The following is a 14335-nucleotide window of genomic DNA, read 5'->3' as shown; positions in this document are numbered from 1 at the left end:
TCAGCGGCCTCCTTTTTTGTCTTTGATGTGGCCTTTGAATGTGCGGGTGGGAGCAAATTCACCCAGTTTGTGTCCAACCATCTGCTCGGTGATGAACACCGGCACATGGCTCCTGCCGTTGTGAACGGCAATGGTATGGCCGATCATCATCGGCAGGATGGTGGAGGCGCGAGACCAGGTTTTGATCACCGACTTGTCATCGTCAGCATTTTGCTTTTCCAGCTTGCGAAGCAGGCTGTCAGCAATGAAGGGGCCTTTTTTTAATGAACGTCCCATGGCGGGTTAAGCGAACGGCAGAACAGTGATTGACATCAGGAATCGCGTCCTCCTCGGCTGCGTTTGGAGGTGCGGCGACGTTTCCGAAGAACGAACCGATTGCTGGGCTTGTTCCGCTTACGCGTCTTGAGACCAAGGGCAGGCTTGCCCCAGGGTGTCACCGGGCCTGAGCGGCCAATCGGTGCACGTCCTTCGCCACCACCATGAGGGTGGTCACAGGGGTTCATCACACTGCCGCGAACTTGGGGGCGTCGCCCTAGCCAACGGCGACGCCCAGCCTTGCCCAGGCTGGTGTTGCGCACTTCCGAATTGCCTACTTCGCCGAGCGTGGCGTAGCACTCATGGCGCACAAGGCGGACCTCAGTGGAGGGCAGCTTGAGAGCGACGTAGTCGCCCTCCTTGGCCATGACTTGTGCACTTGAGCCGGCCGTACGCGCCATCTGGCCACCCCGGCCGGCATAAAGCTCAACGTTGTGGACGCTGGAGCCAAGAGGGATGGCTGAGAGTGGCAAGGCATTGCCTGTCTCGATCGGTGATTCCGGGCCTGAAATCAGCTGCTGACCAATGGCGATCCCGGCGGGAGCAAGGATGTAGCGCTTCTCGCCATCAGTGTAGAAAAGCAGTGCTAGGTGGGCATTGCGATGGGGGTCGTAATGGATCGCCGCCACTTTGGCCGGAATGCCGTGCTTATTGCGACGGAAATCGACGATGCGGTATAGGCGCTTGTGCCCGCCACCGCGATGGCGGCAGGTGATAACACCTCTGTTGTTGCGACCCTTGCGGCGATGTTTCGCCACCACAAGAGAACGCTCGGGTTTACGGCCGGTGACCTCATTGAAGTCTGTGACCACCCTGGTGCGTGTTCCTGGGGTGTAAGGGCGGAAGGTACGGATTGCCATGATGTTTTCAGATCCCTCAGGACTCAGGGAAGAGTTGGATCGTGTTGCCTTCGGCAAGCCGCACGATGGCTTTTTTCACCTGGGCTCGCTTGCCAGTGAAACGACCCACTCGACGGCTGCGCCGTGGAGGATTCATGGTGCTGATGCCGACCACACGGACATCGAAGAGTTGTTCTACGGCTGCCTTGATATCAGGCTTGGCAGCACGATGGTCAACCTCAAAGGTGTACTGGTTTTGTTCCAGTGCGCTGGTCGCTTTTTCTGTGATCAGTGGACGGCGGATTACATCCGCCAGACGACCGTTGAAACGTTCAGTCATCTCCGTAAACCTCCTGGATCTTGGCGAGAGCCTCCTCGCTCAGCACCAGAGAATTGGCGTGGAGCAAATCGAAGACGTTGAGTTGATCGGCGGCGATCAGTTTCACCTTCTCGAGATTGCGCACGGAGCGTCGGATGATCTCGGAGGGTGTGGAAAGAATGATCAAAACCTTTGCATCTGCGGCAACGCCGAGCCTTACAAGGGCATCTGAGATCTCTCGGGTCTTCGGCGCCTTGAGGCTGTCGCCAAAGTCTTTGACCACAATGACGTCCTCAAGACGGGCCATCAGCGCGGTGCGTAGGGCCAGACGACGTTCCTTTCGGTTCATCGCCAGGTTGTAGGTCCTTGGCTTTGGTCCGAAGATGATGCCGCCGCCTGGACGTAAGGGGGTGCGGATCGTTCCCTGGCGGGCACGGCCGGTGCCCTTTTGCTTATAGGGCTTGCGACCACCACCACGAACCTCGGCACGGGTGAGGGTGCTTGCCGTTCCCTGACGGCTATGGGCCTGCTGCCTGAGCACTGCACGGTGCATGAGATCAACAGCCGTGGTTTCTTTAGAAACTTTGAGTTCAAGGCTTGCCTTGCCGGCTTCCTTTCCCTGCCAGTCGTGAACAACACATTCAGCCATCACTTACCTCCTTGAGCAGGCTTGCTGCCTACGCGTTTTGCGGGTCGGATGTTGAGCAGGGCGCCTGGCTTGCCAGGCACTGAGCCCTTCACCACCAGGAGATTGCGGTTGCTGTCCACTTTGAGGATGGTGAGTCCACGGGTTGTGCGCTTTTTGCCGCCGTAGCGGCCAGCCATGCGTTTGCCTGGATAAATCCGCCCTGGCGTGGTTCCGGCGCCTGTGGAGCCTGGTTCTCGATGGTTTTTGGAACCGTGGCTCATCGGACCACGGCTGAAGCCGTGGCGCTTTTGATAACCAGAGAACCCACGACCCATCGTGTCGCCGCTGACGTCTACCTTCTGGCCAGCTTCAAAACTGCCGACGGTGATCGCTGCTCCCAGCTCTAGGCCTTCAAGGCCCTCGACGCGATATTCGCGCAGGTGCTTCAAGAGAACCTCGCCAGATTTGGTGAGGTGCCCTTTGGAAGGCTTGTTGATCAATTTTTCGCGGGTATCACCGAAACCGATCTGCACGGCGGCATAACCGTCGATGTCAGAAGTCTTGAGTTGGGTGATGCGGCAGGGGCCGGCCTCGATCAGGGTGACCGGGATGGCTCTGCCTTGATCGTCGAAGAACTGAGACATGCCCAGTTTCTTCCCAAGGATGCCGATTGACATGGAGGGTAAAAACGCCAGCGTGGATGACCTCCTTCCGTTGTCCGGTCGGGGGGTTGTGATTCAGTGCTGATCAAGGGAGCGCAGTCGTCGCCGAAAGACCTTGGACCGTAAGAAACGGCGGCTGAGGCAATTTCGGATAGAGCTAGCGAGCAAATCAGCTGGCTGGGACTTGGGCGACCTTTTGAGTCAATCAGTTTCCCGGCAGTTCAGGGATAAATCCCTTTTCTGCTCTGGCCTAGGGATCCGGCGCAATCGTCGGACCTGATTCGCCTTCTGGAGGCCCGGCTAGCGGACGGGCACAGAAATACGAACCAAACTAAGACTTTACACCACTGCTTATGCCAATTAAATATTTTCCGAACCTGCTGGCAGACTCATGGCTACTTGAGTGATGTCGTCATGCCGCTGTTGCTTTCTGGTCGGGTGTTTCGCCGTGACCTGGATGCTTGCGGCTGTCTGGCCATGCATGTTCCCCTTGAAGGTGGCAGTGAAACCCGTTTACTGCGAAGGCTTCGGGCTGCTGGATACCGCACCCAGCTGAGCTCAGCTCGGGGGCTTGGCGATCCGGAGGTGTTTCTTTTTCAGCTGCACGGTATTCGGCCTCCCCATCTCGGGCATCAAAGCGTTGGGCGCAATGGAGCTGTCGGTGAGGTTCAGCAGGTGATGCCCCAGTTGGCTGAATTATTTGTCGACAATGCTCCTGTGGTGCTCTGGCTTTTGGAGGGGCAGGTGCTGTCAAGATCTGAGCTCTTGGCGCTTTGTGATCTTTGTAAGCGTGAGTCGCGTTTACGGGTCGTTGTTGAGATGGGTGGTGCTCGCAGTTTGAATTGGCAGCCGATGTCCACTTTGCTCGGGGTCTGAACACTATTCCTTCTAACCCTTTGCAGCAGAGTGCTCTTCGCGGTGAGCTCGCCTTGGCCAGTGGGTCTTGGGTGAAGTTGATCTGTGGTGCCAGCAATCAGGATTTGCTTGCCATAACAGACCTTTGTGCGGTTTTTGCCGCGGCTGGTATTCACTGTGTGGATGTGGCGGCCGATGCTGCCGTTGTCAGGGCAGCTCGTCAGGGGCTTGATTGGGTGCAAGCGCGGAGTGGTTTTCGTCCTTGGTTGATGGTGAGCATCAGCGATGGCAAGGATGCCCATTTCCGAAAAGCTTGGTTTGATCCTGCGCGCTGTCCAAGCGATTGTTCGCGGCCTTGTCAACATGCTTGTCCTGCTGAGGCTATTGGCGAGCAAGGGGGGGTTCAGCTAAGCCGTTGTTATGGCTGTGGACGATGTCTGCCGACTTGTCCTCTTGGTTTGATCGATGAACACGACCGGCGACTTGAACTGAGAGATTTCGGACCTCTGTTGGCGGAATTACATCCTGATGCAGTCGAGATTCACACGGCACCTGGGCGGGCTGAGGCCTTTGAATCCACAGTTGCAGAGCTGATGTCGGCTCAGGTGCCTCTGCAGCGGATTGGGGTGAGCTGTGGTCTTGAGGGGCATGGGCTCACGGTTGAGGCTTTAGCAAGTGAGTTGTGGCAAAGACATGCTTGTTTAAGGCGTTCTGGGCAAAGACCTCTTTGGCAGCTTGATGGCCGACCCATGAGTGGTGATATCGGATCAGGAACGGCTCGAGTTGCTGTAGCGCTCTGGCGGAAGCTGCGGCCATTGGCTCCGCCTGGCCCCCTCCAGTTAGCGGGGGGCACCAACGCCCACACGATCACCTATATCTCTAGTGACGATGGGCCGGCAGGTATTGCCTTTGGAGGCATGGCTCGTCGTCTCCTTCAGTCCTGGTTGCTTGAAGCACAGGCCAGGCATGTGAGCCTGAGAGAATGGCCTGAGGGTTGGCAAGCTGCTCTTGCGCAGGCAGAGCAGCTTGTTCGTCCATGGCTGTTCCGCCAATCTGGGTCGTAAGCCTGCTAGAAGGCCGTTAGGGGAGCCATTTCTACATGGCTGCGGCTGAGGGCCATGAAGCCAAAGCGTATTACTGATGATCTAGACCGATTGTTGGATTTGTTGCCTCTTGCGGTTCAGCAGGCTTTGGCGACACCCAATAGCCGGGAGCAGTTACTCGAGGTGGTCTTGGATCTCGGCAGAGTGCCTGAAGCACGCTATCCGGGACGAGCGCTTGCTTTAGGAGAGCAGTGCCTCACGCGCGATGACCTGCAAACCACTGTTGATCGGTTGGGCCAGTTTGGTGCTGACAACCGTGCTGGCATTGAACGAACTCTGCATCGCATCAGTGCTATTCGTAATCGCCAGCGAGAGGTGGTGGGCCTCACCTGCCGTGTGGGAAGGGCCGTTTTTGGCACCGTGGCGATGGTGAGAGATTTGCTGGATAGTGGGCAATCGCTCTTGCTGATGGGGCGCCCCGGAGTTGGTAAGACCACCGCGCTGCGTGAGATTGCCAGGGTTCTTGCTGATGATCTGCAGCGCAGGGTTGTGGTGATTGACACCAGTAACGAGATTGCTGGTGACGGGGATATTCCCCATCCAGCTATTGGTCGGGCCAGGCGCATGCAAGTGTCTCTGCCAGAACAACAACATCAGGTCATGATTGAGGCCGTGGAGAACCACATGCCGGAAGTCATCGTGATTGATGAAATCGGTACGGAGCTAGAGGCTCAGGCTGCGCGCACGATCGCTGAACGGGGGGTGCAGCTTGTGGCTACGGCCCATGGCAATGCTTTGGCGAATTTGATCAAGAATCCAACCCTTAGTGATCTTGTTGGCGGGATTCAGGCTGTCACTCTTGGAGATGAAGAGGCAAGGCGGCGACGCACGCAGAAGACTGTGCTTGAGAGGGCTGCTGAGCCCACTTTCCCTGTGGCAGTTGAAATCAATACTCGCAATCGTTGGTCGATTCATGCCGACGTGGCTGCCACTGTTGATCAGTTGCTGCGCGGACAGTTGCCACGCCCCCAGTTGCGGGAGCTGGACTCTGATGGATCGGTGCGGCTCGTGGATGCGCAGCCGAGGCGATCATCTTCACCCCGTCCTGCTCTGGCGGCGGTCCCTCTGCCGGATCCAAAAGCACCTTCTCCTAGAGCGGCCCCCCCCGCTCAAGATCCTGCTGAGGCGATCTCTGCTGAGCGTTCAGATCAAAGAGCACTGCAGGTGCTCTGTTGTGGAATCACGCCCCAGCTGGTGGATGAGGCTATTCGTCGTCATGGCTGGCCTGTTCGTTGGGTGGATGACCTCAATGAGGCTGACGTTGTGCTCAGCATCCGTAAGGGACTCGGCCATCAGCCAACTCTGAGACGTCAGGCGCGTGAATCACGTGTGCCGGTCCTTGTGATTAAGTCCGACACATTGCCTCAGGTAGAGCGTGCTCTGGAGCGGCTGTTAGCACGCCGCGCTGGGCCGCAAGATCAGCTCTCACATTCAGAGTCTCAGGATGGTGATCAGGAAGATGCCCTGGCTGCACTTGAAGAGTGCAGATTGGCTGTGGAAAAAGTAGTGCTGCCCTATGGACGGCCGGTGGAGCTCTTACCCCGTAGCGAGCAGGTTCGTCAGATGCAGGTTGATTTGGTGACTCGCTATCGCCTCAGTAGTGATGTTTTCGGCCAGGCGGAACAACAGCGATTGCGGGTTTATCCCCCTTGAAATGGCTCTGCTTGATCAGCATGCATTGACGAAGGTGGCTTCAATGTGGGTAACTATCTGGATTCCAGTGAAGTCTCCTCTGCGCGGCTAATGATCTGGATCATTGGGCCGTCGCCAAGTGGTAAGGCAGCGGGTTTTGGTCTCGCCATTCCTAGGTTCGAATCCTAGCGGCCCAGTTTCTCAATCCTCAGTTGACGTCTCGCTCCCTGTTGGTTTTCGACTTTGACGGTGTCATTGTTGATGGGATGGGCGAGTACTGGTGGAGTGCCCGTCAGGCTTGTATGCAGTTAGTGGGTCTTGACTTTGGTTCAGACCCTTTGCCCGATGCGGCTCCTGAAGCTTTTCGTTTGCTCCGGCCCTGGATCCATCAGGGTTGGGAGATGGTGCTTCTAGCAGCAGAGCTGCTGCGTTCTGATGGACCCTTGCTGCGGCATGGGGCTAAGGCCTTTTCGGTCGATTATCACTTGCGATGTCAGCAGGCTTTAGAGGCTTGGGGATGGCAGCCAGGTCAGTTGCAGGAGGCCTTGGAGCAGGTGCGGCGGAGTGCGCTGGAGGCCGATCGGTTGAATTGGCTGGCCCGCCACCATCCTTTTCCTGGTGTGATTGAGCGTCTTCGTGGCCTCCACGATGAAGGGTTCGACTTGGTGGTGCTCACCACCAAGGGTGCGGAGTTCACCGCTGAACTGTTGAAGTGCTTTCAACTTGCTCCTCATGGGTTGTATGGCCATGAGTCGGGTAGTAAGCCTGAGGTGCTGCTGCGGTTAGCGGCGGAGCGACCACTGCGGGGCTTTGTGGAGGACCGTCGTGCCACCCTCGAGACGGTGCTCGCGACGCCCGGACTATCTTCTCTGCCTTGCTATCTGGCGAGTTGGGGCTATCTCAAGCCGGAAGACTGTCGGACCTTGCCGATGGGCATTCGCCTGTTGGAGCCAGAAGCTTTGGCGGCACCCTTGGCGAGCTGGCCCTGATCCGTTAGGGTACGTCTGTACTATCTGGGACGGTTCGCGGTTGTGGTGGTATTGGACTCTTTGATCGGTGTCCGTCAGCTTTGCCGCAGTGCTTTTTGCTTCGCCTAGGTCAGCAGCCGACGGTACTCGTTTAATCCTTTATTCACCATTGCTATGTCAGTTGACGTGAAATCAGCCCAATCCTCTAAGTCTGATTCCCTCCAGGCTGAGCCCCGTCCAGGTGAGCGGGACAAAGCTCTCAATTTGGTGCTTGGTCAGATTGAACGCAATTTTGGCAAGGGTTCGATCATGCGCTTGGGGGATGCCTCTCGGATGCGGGTGGAGACCTTCCCTACAGGGGCGCTGACCCTTGATCTTGCCCTTGGTGGTGGGTACCCGAAAGGACGAGTCGTGGAGGTGTACGGCCCGGAGAGTTCCGGTAAAACCACCCTCACCCTGCATGCCATCGCCGAGGTGCAGCGTCGTGGTGGCGTCGCAGCTTTTGTGGATGCCGAGCATGCGCTCGATCCGGTCTACGCAGCCTCTTTAGGAGTGGATATTGAGAATCTGCTGGTCTCGCAGCCGGACACGGGGGAGATGGCTCTGGAGATAGTCGACCAGCTTGTGCGCTCTGCCGCCGTTGATATCGTTGTTGTGGATTCCGTTGCTGCGCTCACTCCTCGGTCTGAGATCGAAGGTGAGATGGGTGATTTGGCTGTGGGTAGCCAGGCCCGTCTGATGAGTCAGGCGATGCGCAAGATCACTGGCAACATCGGCAAATCCGGCTGCACGGTCATTTTTCTCAACCAGTTGCGTCTCAAGATAGGCGTCACTTACGGCAACCCGGAGACGACGACTGGTGGCAATGCTCTCAAGTTTTATGCCTCCGTACGTCTCGATATCCGTCGTATTCAAACGCTCAAGCGCGGCACGGAGGAGTATGGAATTCGTGCCAAGGTGAAGGTGGCTAAAAACAAGGTAGCCCCTCCGTTTCGTATTGCTGAGTTCGACATTCTTTTTGGTCGTGGCATCAGTACCTTGGGTTGCTTGCTTGACCTAGCTGAAGAAACCGGTGTTGTCATCCGTAAGGGTGCCTGGTACAGCTATGAGGGCGACAATATCGGTCAGGGACGTGACAACACGATTACTTGGCTTGAGCAGAATTCTGAAGCCCAGGAGCAGATTGAAGTTCTTGTGCGTCAGAAACTCACTGAAGGGTCTGAGGTGACCGCTAATTCCATGCGTCCGTTGGCGGCTGCGGCCCGTACTGCGGCTAAAAAACCAGCCGTCAGCTTGGCATCTGAAGCTGCTTAAGACTGGCTAAAAGAACGAGACAACCCAAGAGCTCTTTGAGGGTCTTGGGTTTGTTGCTGAAGAGAGAGATTTGGGATGATTGATGCTTTCTTTCCCCAGCAGTTTCTTTTACCTGGCATCGGCGGGGGTCCACCACCCAGCGGCTGGGCCTATGAAGCGCGCTACGACCCACAAAGCCACCATGAAGCCGATGCCAATCCAGGCGCCACGGGTTGTGATGGCGTAAAAACGCTCTTTATCACGTTGGGTAATGGGCAGCCAGGAGACGATTCTGGGGGAGTCATCTTTTTTGGACTGTTTCTGGCGTGGTGCGAGGCCCTGATCGGATCGTCGTCTGGCTTCTCCCATGGCCTTCCTCGTTGCTGTTTGGTTGTTAAAGAGTAGTTGGCTTAATCCGGTAATAGGCGTTGCAGGGGTGTCCAGGGTTCGAGTGTGCTCAGCACTTGCTTCCCCCAGCTCCGTCCTCTTACACGTCCGTCCAGGATGGCCAGTCGTCCGTGATTCTTTCGGAGCGGGGCAATCGCTGGTGTTAGCAGGCTGAGAGCTTCAGGCAAGAGAAGGTCTCGGAACCAGTCACGACCTTGATTCTTGAGGGATTCTACTCTTGCTGCTGTGAGTGGTGACTCTACGCTCGCTAGGGGAAGTAAGGCCACGATTAGTTGTTCTGGGAGAGGGAGTTGATCCTGGTGATGAAGCCACCAAGCCCAGCGGCAACAGACAACACCGTTGGATTCGGGAGCGGTGGTTTCATGAACGACTCTGCGTCCAAATTCCGCTGCCAACTCACTTGTGAGTTGGTGGCGCAGTTGCTGATCGTCAAGTAACACCACAGTGATGCCAGGACGTCCCAGGATCAGACGACGGCATTGATCGAGCAGATGCTCTGCATAGATTTCGGTATTCGGTAGTGGTTGGCGGCGCGGTGCAAAAAGAGGTATTGGCTCCTGCAGGTTGGGTTCACTCAATCTGGCCATGACGGTGGCAGGAAATGCTGCAGCGTCCAACTCAGTGCGGACGAGATCGTTCTCCCTTGATCCGCTCAGCAGGACAGACGGCTGGTCTCGTAACAGACCTGGAAGATTTTGAAGGGGTTCGAGCGGTTGTAGATGCCATTGCCATTGCAGTAGTCGGTGATCGAGTTCGGCCCAGCTTGCCCAAAAACGGCTATCGGCTTTCAGCACTGCAGGCCAAGGGGAAGGTGAGGGGCCTAGAAGTCGCATGAGATCTTTGAGAGCCTGAATTTCGCTGCCATCAAGGCGAACCTGGGCATTGGCTCGGGTGGCGTGAGTAAACAGGCTGCGGCTTAATCGTTCGTGCAGTTGCATGAGGGAAGCCTCCGCAGAAGGATGTGCCCGCCGCAAACGCTCCCAGTCTTGAGGTGTGATCGACAAAGCCATGCTGTCCCTTAGTCGCTGGCTTAGTTGGTCTGCTTCTGGAATGATCAACTGCCTTGATTTGAGATGTCCCTGGTGGTGTGCCTCAATCAACTCACTGTGGTTCATCAACCACAGTTGATTCCCTGAGGGCGGAAGGTGCCCTTCCCAGCAGGGGAGCTTGATGCCTTTCGTCAGCAGTTGTGGTAGTTCTACCTTGAGGAGTCGGCGTCGCTGCTGATCGGAAAGGATCATCACAGCATCCTTGGCCTCCAGGCAGAGAGGAACCAGCAGACCAAGCCACCAGAGGTCTTTGCTACGAGGGTCGAGCTGGATCAGGGTGTGATCTTTGCGCCTGAGACTGCGGGCAACAAGACGGCTCAAAGTGAGGTGATGAGGCCAGGGGGAGGAGTTCTGCAGGAGCAGGTGCTTGAGCTGCTGATGGCTGCGGGCTTCGAGCATTGGGAGAGCCTAGGAAGCTGTAAACCCGAGAAAGCTCCATGTTGATTGGTCGATCAACATGGACTGCAGTGCGAGAACCGTAGGGATGGAGCAGAACAAAAAAACATCACTTTGCGCTGGAGTCGTAGGGCTTGGGCTGATTGGTGGCTCCTTGGGATTGGATCTGCAGGCGCTTGGTTGGAAGGTCAATGGTCTGGTGCATCGTTCCAGTACCGCTGATAGGGCACGCGCTAGGGGTTTGGCTCACTTGGTGAGCACCGATCCGGGCATTCTCGCGGATTGTGATTTGGTGATCCTGGCGCTGCCTTTGGCTCAGCTGCTCAATCCAGATCCGAATCTCCTAAAGGCTTTGCCTACAGCTGCTGTGGTAACTGATGTGGGTTCAGTGAAGATGCCTGTTTTAGAGCTCTGGCGCGACCTACACCCCCGCTTTGTGGCTAGCCATCCCATGGCAGGCACCGCTGAAGCAGGAGTGGAAGCAGGGCTGCGAGGCTTATTTCAGCAACGTCCTTGGGTAGCGACACCTGACAATCAAACAGACCTTGAGGCGCTCGAGTTGGTGCGTCGATTTGCGCTGTCTTTGGGCAGTCAATGGTTTACGGCGGATGCAGCTAACCATGATCAAGCGGTGGCGCTGATTTCCCACCTGCCTGTGCTGGTGAGTGCTGCGTTGCTACGAACAGTGGGTGAGGAGCGTGATCCTGCTGTTCGCGAACTAGCCAGAGTGCTGTCTTCTAGTGGTTTTGCTGATACCACCAGGGTGGGTGGTGGTAATCCCCAGTTGGGAACATCTATGGCTGAGAGCAACACCGCAGCGATCTTGCGTGGTTTGGCTGCTTATCGCTGGAGCTTGGAGCAGCTTGAGGAGGCCGTTTTGAATGGGCACTGGTCGCAGTTAAAGGCTGAATTGGAACGTTCCCAGGCATTGCGACCCAGCTTTCTTGTTGCTGCCAACAACGACCTCAATTCGCCACCCGTAACTGATGACCTCGCTGAGCCATTAGCTGGCGACAGGTCATGAGTGCCGAGATGCTCACCCCTGCAGTACCTTCACCAGGGTGAATTGAGTCGCCACAGAGCCAGAGCCCTCGCATGGGGGTGCGGCTTGCTAGGCCGAAGGGCCCAAATTGTGAAGGGTGCTGCCCAAGGCCACCCACAATTCCATTGGGCCGACCAGTCCAATGTGCAAAGCTCCTTGGTGTGGCTAGTTCTTGATGCTGCCAATCTTCAGGTGCGAGATCTAACCAACTTTCAAGTGTTTGGCGGATGGCTAATAGGGCCGTTTGTTTGCGTTCTTGATAGGTGGATTCAGTTAGGCCACACCACTCCGCTGTGGCGGTGAACACACTTGCAATCACTGTGGCTTGTCCAGCGGGAGCACGGCCATCTCCCTCACGGCTGATTGATACGAAGAGGGAGCCGGGTGTCTTGGAGGCTCTTTGCAGATGGACAGGACAGTTCTTAGGCAGGGCGCTGCGATCGATGGCCCCGTAGAACACCAAAGCTCCACTGGGTTGAGGTAATTTCATTAGCCTTTGGCGATAGGCCTTGGGCATGCCTGCTCCTTGTGGCATCAGCGATCTCAGGCATTGAGGAGGCAGACTGCAGACCACATCTGGTGTGGTCAGTTCTAAAGCCTTGCCATTGGGGGTTTTGATGCTGACTGTCCAAGCCATACCCCGCGCTGCTACTTCTAGGCCCACCACACGATGGCGCAGCAATACCTGGCCGCCATCCCGCTTCAGGGCATGCATTAGGTCATCGCTGAGTTTTTGCATCGATCCCTGCAGATGCCAGAGCCCAAGAGGTGCTTGAGCCATTTGCAACACGGTGGCTCCATAGAGGGCGGCTGTGCGATCGAGCGGTTCTTGCGAATAGAGCTTGATCTGGAGGTCTAGGAATTTGCGAAGGCGCTGATCCTGCGCACAGCCGCATAGCTTTAAGAGATCTGCCACTGTCAGGCTGCTCAATAGCCCTGAGGTGATTGTTGCTGGACGCAGAGCCTGAAGCAGTTGGCCTAAGTCCCAAGCGTTGCGGGGTGTGACCACCGGATCATGGCTGGCAAAGCCCCAGTTGCTTTGGTGGAGCTTGGCAGTCAGAGCCCAGAAGGAGTCACTGCCAGGGAAGTGATATCGCCATTCTTGTTCCCAGCGCTTTGGATCATGCCAGAGCTGAATGGGTTGGCATCCATCGGCGAGATCCACTGCACAAGCGGGGTTGAGTAGCTCCGCTTGTGGCATGGGCAGGTTCAGATGCCTATAGATGCGTTCATGGCTGCCACTGGGTTCTAGGCCGGCAACCTGGGTGGCACCCACATCGAAGATATAGGGACCTCGCCTGAATGTGCCGGCACACCCTCCAGGTTGATGGTGCGCTTCCACCAAAGTGACGGGTAATCCTTGCTTGGCTAAGAGGGCTGTTGCCGTTAGGCCGGCAATGCCGCCCCCGATCACGATGATTGAGTCCTCAGCCATCCGGTCATGCTGGCAAGGTCTAGAGAGGTGTGGGTATGAACGAGCGTCTGAGACAGGGCTTGGTAGCAGCCGAGGGACCCTTGAGTGGTGAAGTGATTAAGGATGTTGAGTGCGTCGCAGGCGGATGCATTCATCAGGCCTGGTGTTTGCAGTTGAAGGGTGGTCGGCAACTGTTTGCCAAAACAGGTGGGGCAGATGCTTTGCCAATGCTCAAGGTCGAAGTTGAGGGGCTAAAGGCTCTTAAGGCATGGGTTGATCCGGGAGTGTTGGAGGTGCCGGAGCCTTTGGCGTTTGATCAGGTCTGTGGTGAAGCTGTGTTGTTGCTGCCTTGGTTGGATTTTCGGGCGGGTAATCAGGCATCCCTGGGCCGTGGACTGGCCCTTTTGCATCGGGCGTCTGCCGCCGAAAACCCTGGACGCTTTGGTTGGCCCGTGGATGGTTTTATCGGTGCTGGCTCTCAGCCAGGGGGGTGGAGGGAGGAGTGGGGCGACGCATTCGTGACGCTGCGCTTGCGTCCTCAGCTCAGAGAGGCGTCTCGATGGGGCTTGGATCTGGTTGATGTTGAGCCAATCCTCTCGGCGTTAATCCCTTGGTTGGATCGCCATCAACCCAGTCCAAGTCTCGTGCATGGGGATCTTTGGAGTGGCAATGCCAATGTTCTCTCGGATGGGCGGGGAGTCTTACTGGATCCTGCTACCTGGTGGGCCGATAGAGAAGTTGATTTGGCGATGACTCAATTATTCGGTGGTTTTTCGCAGGATTTTTATATCGGATATGAGAACGTATGGCCACTCCCAGCTGATGCAAGCAAAAGGGTGGAGGTTTATAACCTTTATCACCTCATCAATCACGCCAATCTCTTTGGAGGCTCATATCGAAGTCAGAGCCAAGCCATTCTGAATCGTTTAGCAAGTTGGTTGCTGACTTGAATTGCATTTGGATTTGCAATGTTCAGCCTAAATATTCCTTGCGGAGGTTCTGAACCCTTTCAGACAGGGCAGAGCGCTTCTCACTGGTGGTGAGGTTTTGCCAACTCCATTGGCCCACCATTACAACACCAAGCAGTTCGAGCAGTCCAGGCACGATTGGTAGCAAATTGATTGTGTCCATCACTCCCTTGATCAGGATCTGGGCAACAATCACAGCTGCAAAGATCCCTAAAACCTTGCCGATGCGCCCCATCTGGCTCCAATCGAGCTTGTTTAGGGTTTCGTTGACCTTGCCAACGGCTTCGCTGTAACGCTCTGAGAATTTAATCTCCTCATCTGCGTTATCAACGCTGTTTGTGGTGGTCTTTTCTGTGGTGGATTGTTCGTTTGTCACGGTGTTGATGTCGCTCATGAACACGAAACCGATGGCAAATCTTTGCCGAGCGTATCGAAAGAATCTTT

Annotated in this window: 16 protein-coding genes and 1 tRNA gene; 8 read left to right on the top strand and 9 right to left on the bottom strand. The window is 56.2% G+C overall.

Translation table 11 applies throughout. The features are described 5' to 3' along the window. Genes rpsS through rplC form a run of 5 tightly spaced genes read right to left on the bottom strand, consistent with a single transcriptional unit; the run spans position 1 to position 2778 of the window. Entirely contained in the window at positions 1 to 276 is a 276-nt protein-coding gene (rpsS, locus tag PMIT1303_RS02200; protein ID WP_011131103.1) for a 30S ribosomal protein S19, read from the bottom strand. 35 nt (positions 277 to 311) lie between these two features. Then, a complete protein-coding gene (gene rplB, locus PMIT1303_RS02195) occupies positions 312 to 1175 on the bottom strand; it encodes a 50S ribosomal protein L2 (protein WP_036912644.1) in 864 nt (287 codons plus the stop codon). A gap of 16 nt (positions 1176 to 1191) precedes the next feature. Continuing rightward, positions 1192 to 1494, bottom strand: coding sequence for a 50S ribosomal protein L23 (locus PMIT1303_RS02190; protein ID WP_011826907.1), 303 nt, complete (start codon positions 1492 to 1494; stop codon positions 1192 to 1194). Then, positions 1487 to 2122, bottom strand: coding sequence for a 50S ribosomal protein L4 (gene rplD, locus PMIT1303_RS02185; protein WP_011826906.1), 636 nt, complete (start codon positions 2120 to 2122; stop codon positions 1487 to 1489). Before rplD ends, PMIT1303_RS02190 begins: the two co-directional genes overlap by 8 nt. Then, positions 2122 to 2778 carry a 50S ribosomal protein L3 gene (rplC, locus tag PMIT1303_RS02180; protein ID WP_011826905.1) on the bottom strand — a complete coding sequence of 219 codons (657 nt, stop codon included), beginning with the start codon at positions 2776 to 2778 and terminating at the stop codon, positions 2122 to 2124. Before rplC ends, rplD begins: the two co-directional genes overlap by 1 nt. 399 nt (positions 2779 to 3177) lie before the next feature. On the opposite strand from rplC, the gene PMIT1303_RS02175 reads away from it, so the two are divergent. The 6 genes from PMIT1303_RS02175 (at position 3178) to recA (ending at position 8635) form a co-directional block, all read left to right on the top strand. Continuing rightward, positions 3178 to 3639: an NAD(P)H-quinone oxidoreductase subunit N gene (locus PMIT1303_RS02175; RefSeq protein ID WP_063396915.1), complete on the top strand. Its 462-nt coding sequence runs from the start codon at positions 3178 to 3180 to the stop codon at positions 3637 to 3639. Between the two features lie 71 nt (positions 3640 to 3710). Then, positions 3711 to 4682, top strand: coding sequence for an LdpA C-terminal domain-containing domain (locus PMIT1303_RS02170; RefSeq protein ID WP_063397360.1), 972 nt, complete (start codon positions 3711 to 3713; stop codon positions 4680 to 4682). A gap of 54 nt (positions 4683 to 4736) precedes the next feature. Then, positions 4737 to 6374: an AAA family ATPase gene (locus tag PMIT1303_RS02165; protein ID WP_063397342.1), complete on the top strand. Its 1638-nt coding sequence runs from the start codon at positions 4737 to 4739 to the stop codon at positions 6372 to 6374. A gap of 104 nt (positions 6375 to 6478) precedes the next feature. Further along, positions 6479 to 6550: transfer RNA gene (locus PMIT1303_RS02160), tRNA-Gln, on the top strand. Positions 6551 to 6565: 15 nt separating this feature from the next. Further along, positions 6566 to 7342 (top strand): HAD family hydrolase, encoded by a 777-nt coding sequence (locus PMIT1303_RS02155; protein ID WP_063396917.1) that lies wholly within the window; start codon positions 6566 to 6568, stop codon positions 7340 to 7342. 153 nt (positions 7343 to 7495) lie between these two features. After that, positions 7496 to 8635 carry a recombinase RecA gene (gene recA / locus PMIT1303_RS02150; RefSeq protein ID WP_011826900.1) on the top strand — a complete coding sequence of 380 codons (1140 nt, stop codon included), beginning with the start codon at positions 7496 to 7498 and terminating at the stop codon, positions 8633 to 8635. 108 nt (positions 8636 to 8743) lie between these two features. Here the strand turns inward: recA and PMIT1303_RS12730 are convergent, their stop codons facing one another. Both PMIT1303_RS12730 and PMIT1303_RS02140 read right to left on the bottom strand, forming a co-directional pair. Then, on the bottom strand, positions 8744 to 8983 hold the full coding sequence (locus PMIT1303_RS12730) for a DUF2839 domain-containing protein (RefSeq protein ID WP_011826899.1): 240 nt from the start codon (positions 8981 to 8983) through the stop codon (positions 8744 to 8746). A 41-nt stretch (positions 8984 to 9024) separates the two neighbouring features. Continuing rightward, positions 9025 to 10470: a hypothetical protein gene (locus PMIT1303_RS02140; protein ID WP_063397340.1), complete on the bottom strand. Its 1446-nt coding sequence runs from the start codon at positions 10468 to 10470 to the stop codon at positions 9025 to 9027. A 58-nt stretch (positions 10471 to 10528) separates the two neighbouring features. Between PMIT1303_RS02140 and PMIT1303_RS02135 the strand changes: the two genes are divergently transcribed. Continuing rightward, positions 10529 to 11491, top strand: a complete 963-nt coding sequence (locus tag PMIT1303_RS02135; RefSeq protein ID WP_063397339.1) for a prephenate/arogenate dehydrogenase — start codon at positions 10529 to 10531, stop codon at positions 11489 to 11491. On the opposite strand, the gene crtD is transcribed toward PMIT1303_RS02135, so the two are convergent. Further along, positions 11433 to 12944 (bottom strand): C-3',4' desaturase CrtD, encoded by a 1512-nt coding sequence (crtD, locus tag PMIT1303_RS02130; protein ID WP_063397338.1) that lies wholly within the window; start codon positions 12942 to 12944, stop codon positions 11433 to 11435. The two genes, PMIT1303_RS02135 and crtD, sit on opposite strands and share 59 nt — an antisense overlap. A 35-nt stretch (positions 12945 to 12979) precedes the next feature. On the opposite strand from crtD, the gene PMIT1303_RS02125 reads away from it, so the two are divergent. Next, complete coding sequence (locus PMIT1303_RS02125) at positions 12980 to 13873, top strand: fructosamine kinase family protein (RefSeq protein ID WP_063397337.1); 894 nt, start codon at positions 12980 to 12982, stop codon at positions 13871 to 13873. Between the two features lie 22 nt (positions 13874 to 13895). Here the strand turns inward: PMIT1303_RS02125 and PMIT1303_RS02120 are convergent, their stop codons facing one another. Next, positions 13896 to 14285, bottom strand: coding sequence for a CAAD domain-containing protein (locus tag PMIT1303_RS02120; RefSeq protein WP_011826894.1), 390 nt, complete (start codon positions 14283 to 14285; stop codon positions 13896 to 13898). Between the last annotated feature and the right edge of the window lie 50 nt (positions 14286 to 14335).

Origin of the sequence: Prochlorococcus sp. MIT 1303, assembly GCF_001631965.1 — a bacterium.
In the GTDB taxonomy this organism is placed as follows: Bacteria; Cyanobacteriota; Cyanobacteriia; order PCC-6307; family Cyanobiaceae; genus Prochlorococcus; species Prochlorococcus marinus_D.
The sequence above is the reverse complement of the archived record's forward strand: the minus strand, read 5'-3'. Positions and strand labels throughout refer to the sequence as shown.

Bases quoted from the DNA above. Each gene is read 5' to 3' on its own strand.
- rpsS (WP_011131103.1), bottom strand. From the start codon at position 276: ATGGGACGTTCATTAAAAAAAGGCCCCTTCATTGCTGACAGCCTGCTT.
- rplB (WP_036912644.1), bottom strand. From the start codon at position 1,175: ATGGCAATCCGTACCTTCCGCCCTTACACCCCAGGAACACGCACCAGG.
- PMIT1303_RS02190 (WP_011826907.1), bottom strand. From the start codon at position 1,494: ATGACTGAACGTTTCAACGGTCGTCTGGCGGATGTAATCCGCCGTCCA.
- rplD (WP_011826906.1), bottom strand. From the start codon at position 2,122: ATGGCTGAATGTGTTGTTCACGACTGGCAGGGAAAGGAAGCCGGCAAG.
- rplC (WP_011826905.1), bottom strand. From the start codon at position 2,778: ATGTCAATCGGCATCCTTGGGAAGAAACTGGGCATGTCTCAGTTCTTC.
- PMIT1303_RS02175 (WP_063396915.1), top strand. From the start codon at position 3,178: ATGCCGCTGTTGCTTTCTGGTCGGGTGTTTCGCCGTGACCTGGATGCT.
- PMIT1303_RS02165 (WP_063397342.1), top strand. From the start codon at position 4,737: ATGAAGCCAAAGCGTATTACTGATGATCTAGACCGATTGTTGGATTTG.
- recA (WP_011826900.1), top strand. From the start codon at position 7,496: ATGTCAGTTGACGTGAAATCAGCCCAATCCTCTAAGTCTGATTCCCTC.
- PMIT1303_RS12730 (WP_011826899.1), bottom strand. From the start codon at position 8,983: ATGGGAGAAGCCAGACGACGATCCGATCAGGGCCTCGCACCACGCCAG.
- PMIT1303_RS02140 (WP_063397340.1), bottom strand. From the start codon at position 10,470: ATGCTCGAAGCCCGCAGCCATCAGCAGCTCAAGCACCTGCTCCTGCAG.
- PMIT1303_RS02135 (WP_063397339.1), top strand. From the start codon at position 10,529: ATGGACTGCAGTGCGAGAACCGTAGGGATGGAGCAGAACAAAAAAACA.
- crtD (WP_063397338.1), bottom strand. From the start codon at position 12,944: ATGGCTGAGGACTCAATCATCGTGATCGGGGGCGGCATTGCCGGCCTA.
- PMIT1303_RS02125 (WP_063397337.1), top strand. From the start codon at position 12,980: ATGAACGAGCGTCTGAGACAGGGCTTGGTAGCAGCCGAGGGACCCTTG.
- PMIT1303_RS02120 (WP_011826894.1), bottom strand. From the start codon at position 14,285: ATGAGCGACATCAACACCGTGACAAACGAACAATCCACCACAGAAAAG.